11 protein-coding genes and 1 riboswitch are annotated in these 20592 nt (G+C 53.6%); of the genes, 7 read left to right on the top strand and 4 right to left on the bottom strand.

Going from position 1 to position 20592, the window contains the following annotated elements; translation table 11 throughout:
- Positions 1 to 191: 191 nt before the first annotated feature.
- Complete coding sequence (locus OQ371_RS25940) at positions 192 to 437, top strand: hypothetical protein (RefSeq protein WP_265991420.1); 246 nt, start codon at positions 192 to 194, stop codon at positions 435 to 437.
- Positions 438 to 839: 402 nt separating this feature from the next.
- Here the strand turns inward: OQ371_RS25940 and OQ371_RS25945 are convergent, their stop codons facing one another.
- The 3 genes from OQ371_RS25945 to OQ371_RS25955 form a co-directional block, all read right to left on the bottom strand.
- Positions 840 to 1091 (bottom strand): hypothetical protein, encoded by a 252-nt coding sequence (locus OQ371_RS25945; RefSeq protein WP_265991421.1) that lies wholly within the window; start codon positions 1089 to 1091, stop codon positions 840 to 842.
- A 495-nt stretch (positions 1092 to 1586) separates the two neighbouring features.
- On the bottom strand, positions 1587 to 2612 hold the full coding sequence (locus tag OQ371_RS25950) for a Kelch repeat-containing protein (RefSeq protein WP_265991422.1): 1026 nt from the start codon (positions 2610 to 2612) through the stop codon (positions 1587 to 1589).
- 239 nt (positions 2613 to 2851) lie between these two features.
- The gene (locus tag OQ371_RS25955; protein ID WP_265991424.1) at positions 2852 to 3760 is read right to left on the bottom strand and encodes a class I SAM-dependent methyltransferase; all 909 of its coding nucleotides are present in this window, start codon (positions 3758 to 3760) and stop codon (positions 2852 to 2854) included.
- Between the two features lie 473 nt (positions 3761 to 4233).
- Between OQ371_RS25955 and OQ371_RS25960 the strand changes: the two genes are divergently transcribed.
- Positions 4234 to 6789: a TonB-dependent receptor plug domain-containing protein gene (locus OQ371_RS25960; RefSeq protein WP_265991426.1), complete on the top strand. Its 2556-nt coding sequence runs from the start codon at positions 4234 to 4236 to the stop codon at positions 6787 to 6789.
- A gap of 144 nt (positions 6790 to 6933) precedes the next feature.
- On the opposite strand, the gene OQ371_RS25965 is transcribed toward OQ371_RS25960, so the two are convergent.
- Entirely contained in the window at positions 6934 to 11484 is a 4551-nt protein-coding gene (locus OQ371_RS25965) for a putative Ig domain-containing protein (RefSeq protein WP_265991427.1), read from the bottom strand.
- A gap of 1283 nt (positions 11485 to 12767) precedes the next feature.
- On the opposite strand from OQ371_RS25965, the gene OQ371_RS25970 reads away from it, so the two are divergent.
- The 5 genes from OQ371_RS25970 to OQ371_RS25990 all read left to right on the top strand — a co-directional run bounded on the left by OQ371_RS25970 (position 12768) and on the right by OQ371_RS25990 (position 20591).
- Positions 12768 to 16727 carry a hybrid sensor histidine kinase/response regulator transcription factor gene (locus tag OQ371_RS25970; protein WP_265991429.1) on the top strand — a complete coding sequence of 1320 codons (3960 nt, stop codon included), beginning with the start codon at positions 12768 to 12770 and terminating at the stop codon, positions 16725 to 16727.
- Between the two features lie 164 nt (positions 16728 to 16891).
- Positions 16892 to 16989: riboswitch (TPP riboswitch) on the top strand.
- An 86-nt stretch (positions 16990 to 17075) separates the two neighbouring features.
- Positions 17076 to 17279 carry a sulfur carrier protein ThiS gene (thiS, locus tag OQ371_RS25975; protein ID WP_265991431.1) on the top strand — a complete coding sequence of 68 codons (204 nt, stop codon included), beginning with the start codon at positions 17076 to 17078 and terminating at the stop codon, positions 17277 to 17279.
- A gap of 2 nt (positions 17280 to 17281) precedes the next feature.
- Positions 17282 to 19159, top strand: a complete 1878-nt coding sequence (gene thiC, locus OQ371_RS25980) for a phosphomethylpyrimidine synthase ThiC (RefSeq protein WP_265991433.1) — start codon at positions 17282 to 17284, stop codon at positions 19157 to 19159.
- A gap of 14 nt (positions 19160 to 19173) precedes the next feature.
- Complete coding sequence (locus OQ371_RS25985; protein ID WP_265991434.1) at positions 19174 to 19809, top strand: thiamine phosphate synthase; 636 nt, start codon at positions 19174 to 19176, stop codon at positions 19807 to 19809.
- Positions 19806 to 20591, top strand: a complete 786-nt coding sequence (locus tag OQ371_RS25990) for a thiazole synthase (protein WP_265991436.1) — start codon at positions 19806 to 19808, stop codon at positions 20589 to 20591. Before OQ371_RS25985 ends, OQ371_RS25990 begins: the two co-directional genes overlap by 4 nt.
- The last annotated feature ends 1 nt before the right edge of the window (position 20592 follow it).

A 20592-nucleotide genomic window follows, 5' to 3' on the forward strand; every position in this document is an offset into this window, starting at 1 on the left:
TCTAAAAGCAACCGACCCGATGGCCTGGCAAGCTCAGCAAATTGCAACGGGCCGGGAAGTTGTCAAGCGGGTAAAAACCAGAACTGCTGGGCCCCAAACCCGTCAAATTGCAGATGAACTACTCGCATTCTTGTCAACAATTAAACGCTGATTCCGGTTAATCAGGGCGAGCTACCGATCTGAAATCAATTATGGACAACTCAGAAGAACAGGACCAGAATAGAGATTTGCCCCATCAGCAAAATTTTGAAAAGCTAAGAGAAGCTTTTATTAACCTCTTGAGCAGTGTTGATCCAACCATTGACTGGTCGAAGGTCCGTTGGGACCACCAAGCCGGCGAAGGCTTTGGCTCCTGCACCTCCGACGATCCGGAAACGAAACAGAAGCTACTGGCTACGTATTTCGTGCTCAATGCAAACAAGTCAGATGATGAATAAGACCGGATGTTTCAGCCTCGCGGGCTGTTTATCTGATTTGGAGTGTTCTTCTTACTCAACCCGGTACTAAAAAGCGTTCTGCAAATCCCGAGAACAAACCAACCCTTTTGCACGGTTTGGAAGAAATAGGCGCAGCGTTATGCTCAACCCAACTCTCTTTAAAAACAGGCCCCAAGTTATCCCCATCCAACTCTATCTGCTGATTGACGAGATCACCTAGACCGTAGTAAGTAATTGAAAACTACCGGAGTTTTAGCGGAACAGACCCAGGTTTAATTGATGGAAATGTAGTAGCCCTTCTGGAACGAGACTCCAAAAACATACAGCATGGCCCAGGGGTACTGTTTATGTGGTTTGGTGAAGGCTATAAAATCGATTGAATAATTCATACAGGTAGTTTTTTTACAGGCGAACCAAAAGCCTAAACTCTTTTTGCAGGTTTTTCATATGCTCATCAATGGATTTTCCATCGAATACGTCCAGGGGTAAATCCGTACGCACGCCCTTTGTGTCAATTACAAAGGCCGATAAAAGTGTATCTCCTTGTGCAACCAGAAAGTTTAACAAATTGAAAATGGCTTCCAGGTCGAGGCCAATACTACTACGGGTATTGACAAGGCCTTCTGAGTTGACATAGGAGAAGCTAAGGAACATTGTGGATCTGAGTAAAAACACTTCAAATATACAAACTTACCAGTAAGCTACTTTCCTATTAGAAAAAAATGGTTAGAAAACCAAAATTACACACTTTAATAAAAACCGTATTAGCAGATCGGTCCCGTAAAAAGAATAGTTCGAAACATACATGGGCAGGATCGCTCCGGAATAGTGAACGATAAGTGAGACAATTATCGAATGAGGAGCGATTGAAAGACGGAGCGCGGGGGTTGATTTTCGAAGAAAACAGCCAAAATCTTACGCCCTTGCCCCTCCCGAGAGTTGAAATGGGACTGATTAAAACACAAAACCCGGCGAAGGAACCGGGTCTGTCGTACTACCGTAACATTCTTTACTGGGGAGTAAAGTTAGTTGTCTGGTAAATAGGATGTATCTAAATGTATGTGAGTTGTTAATTTAACGATATGAATCGGCGAAATAAGGCAGTATAACCTGTTGCTGCACTTGGCTACGCACCAATTATCCGACTCCTCAGTCGGGCGTATATTCCAGGAGCTGATGGGTCTGATTGATGAAATACGCTTTTCCGGCTGCGCCCGTACCCACCACCAGCGGGCTTGTCAGATCATTAAATTTTTGCCACTGATTAGACGCAGGTCTGAAACTAACCAGTTGCCCGTGGGCCGTGATGATGTACCCCGTCTGATCCAGGGCGAAAGCCTGACTCGCCAGCGTTAAATCATAGTCCGGCGCGGGCGCTTTAATTGCATTGCTAACGGCCAAATCAAGGCTTCCGGGCTTTTCAGCGATTTCAAATTCGTAAAGCTCCCGGGCTAAAACGTCCTTGCGAACCTCCTCATACCCGTAGAAGGGATCGACTGTCGACGAATGACGCGTATCCCCTCCGCCCGTATAAACCCGGTTGTTGATGGAAAACCCGAAGCCTCGGTAACGGATAACCCGACTCGCCATCACCTGACTTTGGATGCGATCGTCGGTGATTTGGGGGATCGCGGGCAGGTTTGAAATGGTTACGTTTACCGGCATCCACCCTTTTACGGCATCGTAAACCACACCCCCGGCATTAAACTTTGTCTGTTGACTGCTCATGTTTCGATACGTTCCCCACAGCGCTACTCCGTACGGTTGCAGAGGGAAGGAAATTGCCCCCCTACCGTAGCGGGGCGGGGCCGCTACGGTTTTCCAGTTATCCGTTGCCGGGTCGTACTCGTAAAAATTCGAAGAATAGACTTCCAGACCAAAACTGGCGAAGGGGTCCGTTTCGCCGGTGGTCGAAAAGCCAACGTACAACTTGCCCGCCACGGTGAAATAACTGAGCCCATCGGCTAATTTGCCCGGAAAATCCTTTTTGGATTTCCAGCTATTCGTTTCAGCGTCATACTGCCATAATTTGGTCAGAAGATCGGGATATTGCCCGTTACCGGTACCGGCGTAGAGATTACCCTGGAGATTGACCAGGAAAAAAGGCGTAGAACCGGGTAATTCGGCCAGGGTCCGCCAGCCACCGGGTTGTTGCGGACTAACGTGGTCCCGCATGCAACTGGTTAAAAACAAAGTGTTTGCAAACAGTAAAAAGAAGAAAGAAAACCGTAGTATAATTGAAGTGAAGTTAAACGTATTGCTTTAAAGAGCAACAAGAAGCTTTTTAATGGGTAAATAGAATCCTGTTGGGCAATCAGACTGGCCCGCCCAAGAATAAAAAAAGCAGTAGTTTCGGCGTTTCTAGTAAAATCGAATAGATTCGCCAGCAGACAAAGCGCTAATAGCCAGGAGACTTACTTTTTCCGCAACCAGATACTACCTCCCGGATTATACAGAAAAAGCGGCATGTTCTTGGCGAACCAGGTCTGGTACTGCTGGTGCATGAACGAATTGAAAAACAGGATTTCAAAATCATGATTGTACATCATGAAGTTGCGCAGCATGTAGCTTTCATTCCAGCCAAATCCCTTCCAGCCCAGCACCCATTCTTCCGGGTATTCAAACGGGTAGAAGATGTCGTGGAAATGAATAACAACCCCGCTCTTCAGATTCGGCAGAATCTCGAAAAAGATGTAATTGACATCACTACCGGTTTTGGCCACGTGCGTTGAATCAATAAACAGCATGTCGTTGGGTTGCAGGGCCTCGAATAAGTGCACCGGAATCGACTGCACCCCAAACTCCAGGACCGTCACCTTCCGCTGATCTTCCGGACGGAGCAAACCGTACAGCCGCTCCGGATTGGGATCAATGAACGTCAACTTTAGACTATCATCGAAAAACGACTCGCTGGTATCCAGCATAACCGCCGAGCTAAAACCGGACCCTACTTCAATGATCTGCTTTGGCTGCAGATGCCGCATCATGGAATGCAGCACAATCGCATCGCCGTAACTGTACAAATCATTGTGGTAGTAATACCGGTAGGAAGGGTGTGGATGAGTCGGAAAGGGGATTGTCGGGTAAAACTTGGCAAATTCCTGCAACAACCGGTATTGGTAGCGTTTCCGCAAGTCAATGCCTTTCAACTGCCGGGGTCGCCGGGAGAACAGAGTCGTGCGGAGCGGAGTCAATTCTTCGGCGTTTACAATGGGGCTGTAAAAATGTCCAGGCGGAAACATTGTCTGATAATGCTCCAACTGCAAACGCATATTCCGGATATAAGGAATATGATTCAACAGGTTTTTAATCAGCGTCTTCATACGTATCTCAAAGGGTCGGCTTAGGTAATAATACAGGATTCAATAAACTCGCAAAGGGTTGTAAGTGTTATTGACTATCAAGCCGTATCCTACTTTTATGGCTAACCTTGTCTATTAAAAAGTAGACTTTACCGTTGTTCTAAAGCGGCTTTTTAACCGCTTCTAGCTCTTTATCGGCGTCAGGGAAAATAGGTGAATGGAATTCGACTTTTTTCTGAAAAAATTCCCGACTAGCTGCTTAGTGAATCTTCACAAAGGGGTAGGTAGCAGGTAATCAATTAGGGCTATATCCTTCGACCAGAAGATCCGGTGGCAACCCGGCTTCAAACCCTTGATCGACATTGAAATTGAGTCGTACCTTCTGAAATGACGCGCCGTTACCAATCAAATTTTTCGTCTGATTGGCCGCTCAGTAGAATTTCGCCGGAAGTGGCTGGGAAAGCGTTATGTTTGCCCGAACATAACGACTTTCTATGAAGCTTATTTTACCGATCCTACTCCTGCTGACCGGCCCGGCAATCCAGGCCGCTACGCTGCAGGATTCGACTCGCACCCCCAAAGACTCCCTGCGCAGAATTCAACTGAACGAGGTAGTGGTGTCGGCTTCGCGGGTTCCGGAAAGCATCCTGAAGTCGCCGGTAAGCATTGAACGGCTTGACGCCCGGCAGATTCGCCAGTCTGCCCAACCCTCCTACTTCGACGCCATCGAAAACCTCAAAGGTGTTCAACTGCTGACCTCCAGCCTGGGTTTCAAGGTGTACAACACCCGGGGATTCGCCAATCCGACCAACGTCCGGTTTGTGCAGCTGGTCGACGGGCGGGACAACCAGGCTCCGCATATTGGTGCGCCCATTGCCAGCGCCCTAGCTCCCGCCGATCTGGATATTGAGCGCCTAGAAGTGCTGCCGGGCGCGGCCTCCGCCCTGTACGGATTGAACGCCCTGAATGGCCTGGTCAACCTCATCACCAAAAGCCCCTTTGATTCGCCCGGCCTGAGCATTAGCCAGAAAACGGGTGTTAACCACTTGAACGACCCAGCTACCGGTGCCCGACTGTTCAGCGAAAGCAGCCTTCGCTACGCCCACCGCCTGGGCGACAAACTGGCGTTTAAAGTAAATCTGGTCTATCAGACGGGGTACGACTGGATAGCCCACGACCCCACGGATCTGAACCCCAGCGCCAATGCCTCACTCGGTCTGCTCGGTTCCGACAATCCGGGACGCGATCGGGTGAATGCCTACGGCGACGAATCGGCCAACCGTCGAACCCTCACACTGGGCGGCAAACGGTATGTCGTGGCGCGAACGGGCTATTTTGAAGGAGAAGCCACCGATTACCGGCTGCGCAACCTGCGCGGGGACCTGGCGCTGCATTACCGCATCCGGCCTAATCTGGAGGTTATTTACCGCTATCAGGGGGCCACGCTCAACAATGTTTACCAGCGTACCAACCGGTTTCGACTGGAAGACTACCGACTCGATCAGCATAGTCTGACCCTGCTATCGCCTTCGTTGCAAATCCGGGCCTACCGGACCCGCGAAAACACGGGCCGCTCTTACAACATCCGCTCGATGGCCGAAAACGTTGACCGAAGTTTTAAGTCCGACGATCAATGGTTTGCCGACTTTGGCCAGCAATTCAATGCCGGTACCGCTGCTGGAATGGCTGTGCCGCTGGCTCTTGAAGCCGCAAGGTCTGCCGCGGATCAGGGTCGTCCGCAGCCCCACACGCCCGCCTTCGACGCCGAGGTAGAACGGCTTCGCGCCATTAACAACTGGGATCAGGGGGCTGCCCTTCAGGTAAAGTCGTGGCTTTATCACCTGGAAGGGCAGTATGAACCCACCAAAACCTTGTGGAAAGCGCTGGCTGACCGGACCCAACTGCAGGTGCTGGCCGGTTTTGATTATCGCCAGTACGTGGTCTATCCCGACGGAAATTATTTCATCAACCCGGAAGCGCCGGGCACCAATCTGATTTACACCAAAGGCGGAGGGTTTGTGCAGGCTTCGCGCCCCTTTTTCAACGAAAAACTAAAGCTGACCGGCTCCCTGCGTATTGATAAAAACCGGTATTTCAACCCGCAGACCAACGGGCGCATCGCGGCCGTCTTTTCGCCCGGACAGGCGCATCACCTGCGTATGGCTTACCAGAACGGCTACCGGTTCCCCTCGCTCTTTGAAGCCTTTTCCAATGTCAATTCCGGCGGGGTCAAACGTGTGGGCGGGCTTCCGATCATGTCCAGGGGTATTTTTGAGCAATCGTATTTCCGGACCTCCATTGAGGCTTTTCAGACTGCCATCAACACCGACGTCAACGTCAACAAACTAACCACCCCGCAGGCCATCGAAAAAAACAAGGGACTTCTTAAACCGAACACGTACACCTACCTCAAACCGGAGCGGGTGAACAGCCTGGAACTGGGCTACAAAGGATTTCTGCTGGGCGGGAAATTGTACGTCGATGCCGATGGGTATTACAACATCTACCGGAACTTCATGGCGCAGGTGGAAGCCAATATTCCGGCCGGCACCCGGCCGGATTCGCTGGCATACTACCTGGCCGACCGGACCCGCCAAAACCGCTACCGCCTGTGGACCAACTCAAAAACCACCGTTTATAATTACGGGGCCAGCCTGGGCCTTCGTTACGTGTTTTCCCAGAACTGGATTGCTTCCGGCAACGCATCCCTGGCTCAGCTAAGCCGCAAGGAAAGTGGTGACGGGTTGGAGGAAGCCTTCAACACACCAAAATGGATCACCAACCTAAGCGTCTCGAACGCCAGTCTGTGGCACGGTCTCGGCTTCTCGGTCGCCTACAAACACCAGAGTTCTTTTTTGTGGCAGTCGTCGCTGGCAACCGGTATGGTACCAGCAATTCATACCGTCGACGCCCAGATGAGTTACCGCATCCAGCGCCTACGACTCGACCTAAAACTTGGCGCCAAAAATTTGTCGAACCACCCCTATACCACGTTTGTCGCCGGTCCCAGCGTGGGCGGCTTCTATTATACTACCCTGACGTGGCATTAGTCGCTCCTGGTTAGTTGACCCTTCTGAAACACGCCCCAAAGCGTACTCGACACACACCATACCCTAGCAGAATTGTGTGTTGGGAGTAGGGATTGGGAAAAGCAACGGGCTGGCCGCTAGGTTACCAAGCCCGTTGCTTTTGTTTCATTGAAGTTTCACCAGTCTAAACCGTCTCGCTCTTTTCCCCTCTCCCAGTTGCAGGATGTACAGACCCGCTGGCCACTGCTTGCCCGCCTGAATAATCTCCTCCGTCTGCGGCATATCCTCCGCGTTAAAAATCAGTCGTCCGTAAGCATCATGAATGAATACAGGCATTTTGCCGCCGTATCTTCCCTGCACCTTTAGGGTAAACGATTCGCGGAACGGGTTGGGGTAATAGAGTACCTCCATCTCATCCCCGTCGGCGTTGGCTTCAACCCGGCCCTGCGGGGTTTGATTAATCACAGTAAAGTTCAGGGTCAGCGGAGTGCCCACCGAGCCGGTTGCCCCCGCCCCCGTGTAAGGCGTCACCGTCAGGCTGTAACTGCCCACCGGCGGAATCCAGTTGTTGTAGTCGCCGTTGCTGTCGCCAAACAACGAATAGGGCGCCCCCGTCTCGGTCTGGGTGCGGTTCTGACGACCACTCAGCACCATCCGCACCGAGCCCACCGTGGCCGGGGACGTGTTGGCCCGCAGGTTCAGGTTGCGCGAAGCCAGCGTGGCCAGGTTGATCTGCTCACCGTTGCTCAGCAGCCTGATCTGCTGATCCGTGGTGGCATTCATCAAGCTCACACTCACCACGACAGGGCCCGTCGAGCCGGCCGGGTTGACCGTTATGCGGATGGTTTCCTGCTGGCTCAGGGCTGGCGAGCCGTTGTCGGTCACCCGGATGGTCAGGCTGAAGCTGCCGGTGGTGGTGGGTGTCCAGCTAAAGGCACCGGTGCTGGCGTTGATGCTGGCATCGGTTAGGCCGCTGACGCTGTAGGTGAGCGTCTGGGCGGGCAGGTCAGTGTCGGTGGCCTGGGCGGTAAAGCTCAGCGGCTGGCCCACCACGGCGGTTTTACTGCCGATGCCCGTCAGCACCGGCGCGGTGTTGACGGTCTTGATCGTAATGACAAAGCTATCACTCACGCTCCCTCCTTTACCGTCACTGGCGATGACCTTGATGGATAGGCTGGCGGGGTTTGCACTGGTGGGCGTTCCGCTAAAGGTGCGGGTGCTGGCGTTGAAGCTTAACCAGGCCGGAAGAGCCGAGTTGTTGTCCAGCGTGGCACTGTATGATAAACCGTCTCCATCCGGATCGGTGAAAGCCGTTGCGCCAAAACTGAAAGCGAAGCTGCTTCCTACCTGTACCACCTGATCGGCCAGGGCACTGCCTACCACCGGTGGCCGATTACTGATAGCCTGCTCGACCACAGTAAAGTTCAGGGTCAGCGGGGTGCCCACCGAGCCGGTTGCCCCCGCCCCCGTGTAAGGCGTCACCGTCAGGCTGTAACTGCCCACCGGCGGAATCCAGTTGTTGTAGTCGCCGTTGCTGTCGCCAAACAACGAATAGGGCGCCCCCGTCTCGGTCTGGGTGCGGTTCTGACGACCACTCAGCACCATCCGCACCGAGCCCACCGTAGCCGGGGACGTGTTGGCCCGCAGGTTCAGGTTGCGCGAAGCCAGCGTGGCCAGGTTGATCTGCTCACCGTTGCTCAGCAGCCTGATCTGCTGATCCGTAGTGGCATTCATCAGGCTCACACTCACCACGGCAGGCCCCGTCGAGCCGGCCGGGTTGACCGTTATGCGGATGGTTTCCTGCTGGCTCAGGGCTGGCGAGCCGTTGTCGGTCACCCGGACGGTCAGGCTGAAGCTGCCGGTGGTGGTGGGTGTCCAGCTAAAGGCACCGGTGCTGGCGTTGATGCTGGCACCGGTTAGGCCGCTGACGCTGTAGGTGAGCGTCTGGGCGGGCAGGTCAGTGTCGGTGGCCTGGGCGGTAAAGCTCAGCGGCTGCCCCACCACGGCGGTTTTACTGCCGATGCCCGTTAGCACCGGCGCGGTGTTGGTAATCGCTTCGGACGTTACCTTTATCAGATCCCAGGTCGCCGTAAAGGGGGTTGAATTTAGGGACGTGCACACAATCCCGACTGCCAACGCCCGGACGCCCTGGATAGCTTCCAGCAACGGCCCACTAACGGCAATAGAAGACCCAAGATCCGTTAGGGCGCCCCCGTCTTTGGCATACCTGGGCTGCACCCGGCCCGTCGATTTATTGACCGACAGAAACAAATCAAGCGACCCGCTAGGCAGCCCCCCCGGCAAATTATACGTAACGCTGCTGGCCACTCCGTTGCTTTCATACACCACTTCAATGCCCCCCGTACCACCATCGGCCGCTAGTGCCACTTTCACGTAGTTATCCTGATCGCCCACGCCAATGTACAAACCCTGCGATTGGTGGTACTGAGGAGTCCGGTTATTGAAAAAAGGTCCCAGCAGCCGGGTCTGCACCCTGAAAGGTCCGGGCGTGCTATTGGTGTTAACCCCAAACTGAAAACCGTTTTCCTGCGTGTTTACAGCCTGAAACGGATCACCCGCCGTAGCTTCGACCACCGAAAAGGCCCCCACGGCTCCACCAGCCACCAGGTTGTCTTCATCAAACAAGTCCAGGTAATTGATCCCTGTGACCTTGGGCAGCATCAACCCCGTGAAACCCAAGCCGAATAATCCCGTGCCCGGATCGTTGTTGAACAGATTGTACTCAATCGGTAAGTTCGTGCTCAGACCGTTGGCCGCATCCAGGGGAAAGTAGTCGACATCGTCATTGAGTCCGTCGTTATCATCGTCCGGATCATTGAAGTCGGATACTTTATCCCCGTCGGCATCGCTCGGGCGGCTGGAAGAGGAACAAGGGTTAGAGGCATTGTCAATTTCATCGGCATTGCTGTAGCCATCTCCATCGTCGTCAAACGCCGTGCTGTAGGCCGCCGAGCAGCCCCCACCACCTCCTTCGGGTTCGAAAACGTAAATCTGATTCTGCAAATAACACACCACCCAGACCGTGCCGGGAAAGATGTCATTGTCGCCCTGAGCGGTGATGTCCAAGGGCTGCGAACCGAAGTTGGAAGCAAACGGCAGGTCCAGGTTCCTCTTCTTGGCTCCCAGACTGTTGGTCACCCCTGTACCACTGGCATTGAGCGTAATCTTCTGGATGGTCCCGTCAAAGGAAGCCACCAGTAAATGACCTTTTAATGCATTGTTGAAACTAGAAGACGTATACTCGGTAATGCCGTTGGTAGATACCGTATAGGTTACCAAGGCATTATCTTTCTCCCCCGGATTCTGAAAGTCCCCCTCAATGGGGTGTGCCATGCTCAGAGGCACCGGCGGCCAGTCCGATGGCAGCGGGTTGGCCCCGCTCGTGCTGGTGCGCCACACCCCGCTCGTGCCGTTGTGGGTGTACAATCCCGCCCCCGCTGGGTTGGCCCGGATCGGGTGCGGATGCCCCCCGTAGAAGCTGCCCGCCACGTAATTATTCAGATCGCCCACGTAGTGGAAGTTGTCCAGGTTGTTCACCTTTGGATCATTCGGCCCCGCCCCCGTCGAGCCCGGCTCGCCGGCCACGTAGTTGTTGGTGGCCGTACCCACCCCCTCACTGGCCGGATGACCGCCCCAGCCCGGGTTGGCCCCGTTGTCGGTCACGTACATCTTGCGGGACCGGGTGATCACCAGATCATAGGCGTTGCGAAACCCACTGGCAAACACCTGCACCGGACCTCCCGCCACCAGCTTGGCCTGGTTCAAGCCGTCGTTGCCCCCAAACGGATCGTTGGCGTCAGGGTTGCCCGGCCGGTCGGGGTCGTCGAGCGTGGGCAGGTCATACTTGTAAGCCGTGTTGCCACTGCCCCTGGTGGGCAGCGCTTCGATCACCGCCAGGTCAATCGACAGCACACAGGCCGCCAGGGCATACTCGGGCGTGTAGGCAAAGTTGGTCGAGGGAGACCCCGCGTTGGTGTGCCCCCCCACCACCAGGTAGAGCCGGGTGCCGTCCAGTTGCAAGCCGTTGGTGGCGTGGTTCTCCTCGGAGCGGGGCAGCCCCCGCACCAGGTCGACTTTCACCCAGCCCGTGGGGGTTTTGGTCAGTTTGGAGACGATGCCCGAGTTGGTGTCCAGGTTCAAATCGCCCTCGGGTCCGCCGATGCGGCTGTCGCTGGAGGAGACGTAGAGGATGGGGCTGCTGGCGGTGCCGCTGACCAGCAGGCCGGTGACCTGTCGGGTGGTGACCGCAGGGGCCAGTGAGCCGTCGTCGTTGTGGTTGGGGATGGTGTTGATGAGGCTGATGGTCTCCTGGCTGGCGATGGCGTAGTCGTTGGGGGCGTTTTTGACGATGGTCAGGACCTTGATCAGGCCGTTCTGCTGGGCCACGTAGAGTTTGCCGTCAGGTCCAAACTGTAGAGAGGTGGGGTTTTTCAGGCCGGCGGTGATGTCGAGTCGGCCGTTGGGGTTGTCTTTCAGCAAACTCGACTTGAAATTAAAACTAGCGTTTTTGACCTGCTCTTTAGAAGGCTTGGCGTTGCGTACTTTTTTAATCAGTTTATATAAACCCCTGAATTTATTCTTATCAGGTCCTTTGCCCTGTCCCCAGGCGTCCGGAGCGTTGAAACAGGTAACGAGCGCCAGCCATACGCAGATACTGTTCATCACCAATGTGAATCGGGTAGATGTATTTTTCATCTGATTTCAGTAAGTGAATGGTTAATTAAGAAACAGGAGGTTGAGATAATAAAGCAACGTGTAAGACGCAGGAAACTGAACGTTTGGCGTTTCAGCTATTTTCTCGATTTAGATGGCGTTAAGAATTTTGTCGCCTGATGCGTTGTATAAGGAATAGGCCTCTTACCAGTAGTTATCAAATCGATACTATTCTTTCGCAGGGTTAAGAATATTTAACTATATGACCTATGATTATCAATAAAGTATCAACAATTTTTTACTTCTTAGCTAATTTAACTACTTATCTATAATAAGAACCTTTTGAATTATCGATACCAATAAGCCGTAAAATCCTTAATTATACTTATAACAGTCGTGTTCGACCTGGACCATTTACTGAACATACCTAAAAAACTTTAACTTGGTTTAACATATGTAAATAAGACTCCCCTACTATGTTTTGCCGGTTTATCTCTCGTTTTACTATCAATGCTTTAGACCTTCCATCGACAGGCTTATTTCGACTTAACGGGATACTACAAACCGCTTAAAACCTAATTACAGGTATTAATCGATGCTGACAACTTCGTCAAAAAGAATTCAAAAGTAGACCTTGAATAGTAGGGGAACTATAAGAAAAAAGACAAATCCTATAAATTTAGAAGCACACTTTCATTCCAAAACGGTTTGGCGACAGGTAATAGAACCTCAATAGTTGATATATCATAAACAGAAGTCTAACTATTACAAACTTCGATACCAGGTTTTCTTACGTCATTCAAATGCCTTTCAATACTAGATAAACAACTTAAAACCCTAAACTATAAACTGCAAAACCTGCTAGAAGCACATTATTTTTAGCCCCCCTTTTGCATCATTAGTAATCTGTATAGTAAAGCGAACGTACAGAAAGAATGGAGAGAAAAAATGCCAATCGAGAAAACACAATGGTATTTTTTCTCATAAAATCGACTACCATCCAATTGCTACAAATAGAGAAAAACAATCGAAAAGACAAGAATTAAGGGCATTGCAAAATATGGATAGCTGGAACGGTAGATAACTATATCGAATTACTTACTCAGAAAACCCTCAGATATAACAAAGCCTACTTATATTGTATGGTACAAAAAACTACAAATACCTATCATTTAAAATACTACTTCAGCACAAAATATAAGTATATGTAATCTAGCGCCTTATCTATTTGATAAAACGTTTTGCGAGTATAGAAAATGAAATTCTTTGCGAAGATTTATTGTCGAGTGTTGTGGGCATTCTCTCTGTTGCTGACCAATTGTTCTTTGTTCGCGCAATCTAGTCAACTACCCCGCCCTGTACCCATTAATTATCAGCAAGGACTACCCCAGGCATTCGTTACCTCAATCGTACAGGACCAGCAGGGCTTCATCTGGGTAGCCACCCGCGATGGCCTTAGCCGCTTTGATGGTCACCAATTCAAAACGTTTCAACCCTCAACCGATGGCCGTCCTTCATTATCCTATACAAGCATTACCAAGCTCCAGGTTGACGACCAGGGCCAAATCTGGATTTTCACCGAGCAGGGCGGCATTGACATGCTCAATCCGGAAACTGAACTCTTCACTAATTTCTCGCAATTGCCGTTCTTTCAACGCGCCTTCGGAAAGCGTTCCATCCTGGGTTTTTACCCCGATCATCACAACCGGCTCTGGGTTTCTTTTGCGAACGATGGTTTGGCCTGTATTGATTTGAAAACCCGCAGATTTCGCTGGTTTCCGCCGAACAATCATCCTACAACCCTTACGTTAGCCGGCCGGAGTATACTGGAAGATCGATTCCAGACGGTCTGGATTACAACCAATACCGGATTGGCCTACTTTGATGAAAACACCCAACGGTTTGTGGCTAAATCGCCCGACAATCTGCCCGAAAAAGACCGAATTCATACCCTTGATCAACGGCCTACCGGTGAGTTGATCCTCGGCTCTGACAATTTTTTTTCCGTCTGGGATGCGCGCAACGGTACGCTTCGACCGCACGCCTTGCCGGCTAAAAGTGAAGGAAAAAACTACTGGGGCTTCCAGATAGCCCGTGACAGCCGGGGAGTTATATACGCAGCCTACCGGAATTATCTTTTCCGGTACACCGAAGAACGCGGCCCTCAGATTATTGCCCATTTTCCCCAGTTCTCCAAACGGTGCCTTAGTCTGTTCATCGACCAGTCGGATGTGCTCTGGATGGGTACAGACGGGTCGGGTATTCTTAAATACGATCTGCGGGCGCATCAGTTTCAGACCGCCAGTTACGAAACCGCCTTCTTCCAGGATCTGCTGCATTCGTGGCTGGCGGCCTCCCCGCGACTTTCTGCCGACGAATTGGCTGTCGACCCCTACTTTTTTCGCTATACAATTGACCAGCAGGGCGTAATTTGGATGAACACGGGTTTGGCAACTTGTTACCAGCTTGATCTGGCGACGCGTCAGCTACGGAAGCTTCCCTTGCCCGCCCGTTGGCCCAACAGCCCCAAGCCCACCAAGCCGATGGTAACCGATGAACAAAACCGGGTGCTGGTGCTGGATGCCGGTCAGCTATGGCGCTATGAGCCCGACCAAAAGGAGTGGGTTCGCCTGCCTCACCAGTTTGATCCCGCCCTAACCGGAGAAGTGGTGCAGATGGTGATTGATCCGCGGGCTTTCTGGCTGGCGACCGCCCAGAACGGACTTTTCCGGCTGGATCGGCGCACCAATCAGCTCCGTCAGTTTACCCACCAACCCACCGTCGCCACCTCGCTGAGCAGCAACATTCTAATCAGCTTGTCGGACGATCCGGAACGTCCGGACCGCCTGTGGATAGGTACTTTCGGGAGTGGCCTTAGCATATTTGATAAACGAACCGGCAGGAGCCGTCGCCTGACCACCGCGAACGGTCTTCCCAATAATGTGATTTATTCGGTTATTCCGGACCAAAATAGGTATCTGTGGATGGGGACCAACCAGGGGCTGTGCCGCCTGAACCGCCGAACTTTTCAGACAAAAACTTACACGCACGAGGATGGGTTGCTGGCCGACGAATTCAACCGATTCCACTACCTGAAACTCCCCAACGATTCCATCATCTTGGCGGGTCTGGAAGGCTTTACGGCATTTCATCCGGCTAGGTTGGCCGACGACCACTTCCAGCCCAGAGTGGAACTGACGCAACTGATGATCCATAACAAAACCATCGCGTCTGGCGATGAATCGCCCCTGACTCAGCCCATTCAGGGGGTCGACCGGATTGAGTTGCCCCACAACCAAAACTTTCTGACCATCCGGTTTGCGGCCCTTCAGTTCAACAATCCCCCCAAAAATCGCTACCGTTACCAACTTCAGGGCCTGGACGACAACTGGATTGAAACCGATCAACCCCAAACCGTCTATACGTCGTTACCGCCGGGGCGGTACACCCTGCTGCTGAACGCGTCGAACACCTCCCGTATCTGGAGCTCCCAGGTGCGTCGGTTGTCCGTCATCATTCATCCGCCTTGGTGGGCGACCTGGTGGGCGTATGGGTTGTACGTGCTGATCGTTGTGGGCCTGGTCTGGGCGTTTGTCCGCTCGTACATCAACCGCCTGCGGTTACGGCAGACGATGCAATTACACCTCCAGAAAATTGCCTTCCAGAACAAAGAGACCCAGCAACTCAGGTCATTGGATGAGCTAAAAACCCGCTTTTTCACCAACATTACCCACGAGTTTCGCACGCCCCTGACTCTGATTATGGCCCCGGTCGAATCCTTACTGACCGACTTGCAGGATACCACCTATGCCAAACGGCTGGGCCTGATCAGCCGGAATGCCAAACAGCTACTGGGGCTTATTAATCAGTTGCTGGAATTGACCAAACTCGACGCCCACCTGATGCTCGTGGAGGAAACCATTGGCTGGCCGGGGTCTTTTGTCAAAAGCCTGGTTCAGCCCTTCGAAGAACTGGCGCAGGCTAAAAACATTCAACTGACTTACACCTCCGAGGTCACATCGCCTTACTGGTTCGACCGCGAAAAACTCGAGCGAATTATCAGCAACCTGGTGTCCAATGCCATCAAGTTTACCACCAGTGATGCAACTGACGGCACGATGGGAAAGGTGGCCGTGCGCCTGGCGGAAAAGAACGGCCTTCTGCTGACGGTAACCGACACGGGGATCGGCATCCCGCCCAAGCAGCTTCCTCATATTTTTGACCGGTTTTATCAAGTGGATGACTCCCGAACGCGCCAGCAACAGGGCACGGGCATCGGTCTGGCCCTGGTGAAAGAACTGGTGGATTTGCAGGGTGGTCGCATTACCGTCAACCGGCTAGACAACACAGAATTACCCTGGCAGACGCGCTTTCAGGTGTGGTTACCCTGCCGACCGGCCGGGGCCAGTAACGTTGCCCCGAATGATTCTATACGTTTCTCCCAATTCGAACCTACCATCGTCAGGGTGCCGTGGCTTTCCGAGCCCTCCGTCATGGCGTCCGCAGGGCAGGAAACCGAACCTCAGGAAGGCCCCCTGCTGCTGGTGGTTGAAGACAACGACGAACTGGCCGAATTCATTGCCGACAACCTGCCACGCTCCCACCGCGTCGTTCGGGCGGCCAATGGAGCCGAAGGCGTGAAACTGGCCCTCGATCAGATTCCGGATTTGGTGATCAGTGATGTGCTGATGCCGGTTATGGATGGCTACACGCTCTGCCAGCACCTGAAGCAGGATGAGCGCACCAGCCACATCCCGGTTATTTTACTAACGGCCAAGGCCACGTTGGAAAGCCGGTTCGAAGGGCTTTCTCGCGGGGCGGACGATTACCTCATCAAGCCGTTCCACGTTCAGGAACTGCAACTGCGGGTGCACAACCTGCTGGAACGGCAGCGTCGGATGCGGGCCTGGATAAAAGCGTCGCTGGTGTCGCATCTGGATTTGCCCGAAGTGGTGGAGTCGTTGCCCACGGATCCCTTCCTGGAGAAGCTCTACGGGATTATTGAAAAGCACCTGGAAAATTCAAATTTTGGCGTGGAGGAACTGGCGACCGAGATTGCCATAAGCCGCACCACCTTAAACCGGAAACTTAAAGCTTTGACGGGTTTATCCACCCGGGATTTGATCCGCAATTACCGGCTCCGGCAAGCGAGGGAATTGCTCCGGCAGGGTTACAACAGTTCAGAAACAGCCTACCGGGTTGGCTTCGAAAGTCCGGCCTATTTCACCAAGAGCTTCCGGGAGTTTTACGGCATGACCCCGCTGGAGTATGTCCGCCAGTCCTAACCGAAAACGGCGGGTTGAAACGGCGGGCGTCGTCACTGGCCTAGTCTCGTTTCGGGAAGGTATTCGGGTAAACCGTTTTCATTCGTTAACGGGAAATTTATCGTAGGAAAGATATTTGTAGCCATTCATTATCTTCTTTCCTATATTTGCCCAGCTTAACACAAGCCAAACTTTAGGGGTGTTCGCCTTCGGGCGGGCTGAGATGATACCCTCTGAACCTGAACAGGGTAATGCCTGCGAAGGGAAAAGTGACTCGTTGGACCAAACCGTACGTGGCTGCGTAGGTGGTTTGGCCATTCATTTTCATCCTCCCCGCTGTTTGGCCGAACCGAAACCGGTAGCCAAATCATGCAAGTCAAACTCAATTCAAAACCCGTCGATTGTCCGCCAGCCAGTACGCTGCTGGGGCTGTTGCAAACCCTTGGTCTGTCCGACCAGAAAGGCATTGCCGTAGCCTGCAACGACCGCATCATTCCCCGCGCCCGCTGGGGCCAGACTTCCCTTCAGGAAGCCGATTCCATCACGCTTATTCAAGCCACTCAGGGAGGATAATTATGAGCCAGAAAACCGAGAAACAGCCTGCACCGCCGTCCATCACCCGCGAACCGCTGACGGGATCGCGCAAAATTTACGTACCCGGTCAATTGCACAACATTCGCGTGGCCATGCGCGAAATTTTGGTTTCGGATACCGTCAGCCACCTCAACGGTCCGGAAATCAGAACCGCCAACGCGCCCGTTACCGTCTACGACACCAGCGGCCCGTACACGGATCCGGCGGTGCCCATCGACCTGCAAAAAGGCCTGCCCCGGCTGCGGGAATCCTGGATTCGGGAGCGTAACGATGTGGAAGAACTACCGGATTTTTCCTCTGATTACTGCCGCCAGCGTATGTCCGATACCCGACTGGATTCGTTGCGGTTCGAGCACATCCGTAAGCCGCTGCGGGCCAAACCGGGCCAGAACGTCACGCAGTTGCACTACGCGCGTCAGGGAATCATTACGCCGGAGATGGAATACATTGCTATCCGCGAAAATCAGCGCATTGACGCCATTCGGGGGGCTGACCCGCTGAAAGAGCAGCACCCCGGCAACAGCTTCGGAGCCAACACGCCAAAAGGCTTCATCACGCCGGAATTTGTGCGGCAGGAAGTGGCCGCTGGCCGGGCCATCATCCCCTCGAACATCAACCACCCGGAAAGTGAGCCAATGATTATCGGGCGTAATTTTCTGGTAAAAATCAACACTAACATCGGTAATTCGGTGGTGACGTCGAGCATCGAGGAAGAGGTCGAAAAGGCGGTATGGAGTTGCCGCTGGGGGGGCGATACGCTGATGGATTTATCGACGGGCAAGCACATTCACGAAACCCGGGAGTGGATTATCCGTAACTGCCCGGTGCCCGTCGGAACCGTGCCGATTTATCAGGCGCTCGAAAAAGTGAACGGTAAAGCCGAAGACCTGACTTGGGCGCTTTTCCGCGACACGCTCATCGAGCAAGCCGAACAGGGGGTCGATTATTTCACCATTCACGCGGGCGTTCGGCTGCGTTACATTCCGCTGACGGCCAAGCGGGTAACGGGCATCGTGTCGCGGGGTGGCAGTATTCTGGCCAAGTGGTGTCTGGCGCATCATCGGGAAAATTTCCTGTATACGCACTTCGAGGAAATCTGCGAAATCATGAAAGCCTATGACGTGGCGTTCTCGCTGGGCGACGGTCTGCGGCCCGGTTCCATTGCCGACGCCAACGACGCGGCCCAGTTTGCCGAACTCGAAACGCTGGGCGAACTGACCAAAATCGCCTGGAAACACGATGTACAGGTGATGATCGAAGGCCCTGGTCACGTACCGATGCACCTGATCAAGGAGAACATGGAAAAGCAGCTTCAGCACTGCGACGAAGCACCGTTTTACACTCTTGGGCCGCTGACAACCGACATTGCGCCCGGTTACGACCACATCACATCCGCCATCGGAGCGGCCATGATTGGTTGGTACGGAACGGCCATGCTCTGCTACGTGACGCCGAAAGAGCATCTGGGGCTGCCCAACAAAAAAGACGTCAAAGACGGAGTGATTACCTACAAGATTGCCGCCCATGCCGCCGATTTGGCCAAGGGTCATCCGGGGGCGCAATACCGCGACAATGCCCTGAGCAAAGCCCGCTTCGAGTTCCGGTGGGAAGACCAGTTCAACCTGTCGCTGGACCCCGACACGGCCCGATCTTTCCACGACGAAACGTTGCCCGCCGAAGGGGCTAAAATTGCCCATTTCTGTTCAATGTGCGGCCCGCATTTCTGCTCAATGAAGATCACGCAGGATGTTCGCGCGTACGCGGAGCAGCAGGGATTAGCCGAAGCGGATGTGCTGGATAAGGCGATGGAAACCAAAGCGAAGGAGTTTGTCGAGCAGGGCGCTCAGATTTATCAATAAGCCGAAAAATGAGCATGAAGATTAGCCAATTACACTATATCACCACCTCCCCCGAACAGGCCGACGCGGCTTGTCGGGCGGGGGTAGACTGGGTGCAGTTGCGGGTTAAAAACCGCAGCGCAGCCGATTGGAAGGCGCTGGCCCTCGACACGCTGGCCGTTTGCCGCCAGTACAACGCCCGGCTGATCATTAACGATAACGTGGTCCTGGCCGGTGAAATCGGTGCCGATGGCGTTCACGTCGGGAAAGAGGACCTGCCCGTGGCCAAAGCCCGGCGGTTGCTGGGCCCTTCGGTGATTATCGGCGGCACGGCCAACACCTTAGAGGACATGCGAGCCCACCACGCTGCTGGAGCAACCTACATTGGTCTTGGGCCGTACCGATTCACGAATACCAAGGAAAAATTAAGCCCTATTCTGGGCCTGGAAGGCTACCACAACTTACTGACTGCTTGCGCATCCGAAGGGTTTTCGCTGCCGATCATCGCTATTGGTGGCATTGAGGTGGCCGACGTATCGGCGCTCCTTCGGGAAGGGGTACACGGCATTGCCGTTTCGGCGGCTATTACCCGCGATCCCCAACGGCAGGTGCCCGCCTTCTGGCAGGCCATTCAAACGGTTACACCCTATTCAACGCTGGAAAAACAATGAACGAAGTGATTTCACAACCCCTGCAAATTGCGGATAAAACCTTTTCGTCGCGCCTGTTTACGGGCACCGGCAAGTTTAGCTCAACCGACCTGATGGAAGCGGCCCTGCTGGCTTCCGGTTCCGAACTGGTGACGGTGGCGCTGAAACGCGTTGATTTGGCCAATAACAACGACGATACGCTGCTGCACCTGAAGGCTCCGCACTTGAACTTGCTGCCCAACACCTCCGGGGTGCGCACCGCCCGCGAAGCCGTGTTTGCCGCCGAACTGGCCCGCGAAGCACTCGAAACCAACTGGCTTAAACTGGAAATTCACCCCGACCCGCGCTACCTGCTGCCCGATCCCATCGAAACGCTGAAAGCCGCCGAAGAGCTGGTCAAGTTGGGGTTTGTCGTACTGCCCTACATCCACGCCGATCCGGTGCTGTGCAAGCGGCTCGAAGCGGTTGGTGTGGCTGCCGTGATGCCGTTGGGTGCGCCCATTGGCTCGAATCGGGGGCTGCGAACGCTGGATTTTCTGGAAATCATCATCGAACAAAGCCAGGTGCCGGTGGTGGTCGATGCCGGCCTTGGTGCCCCGTCGCACGCGGCAGCCGCGATGGAACTGGGGGCCGATGCGGTGCTGGTCAATACGGCCATTGCCGTAGCCGATAACCCGGTGCAGATGGCCGTCGCCTTCAAGCTGGCCGTCGAAGCGGGGCGGCTGGCGTACGAAGCCCGGTTAGGAGCCGCTTCCCCGACCGCCGTAGCGAGTAGTCCTTTCACTGCTTTTCTGGAGGAATAAC

Source organism: Larkinella insperata, assembly GCF_026248825.1.
Taxonomy (GTDB): Bacteria; Bacteroidota; Bacteroidia; order Cytophagales; family Spirosomataceae; genus Larkinella; species Larkinella insperata.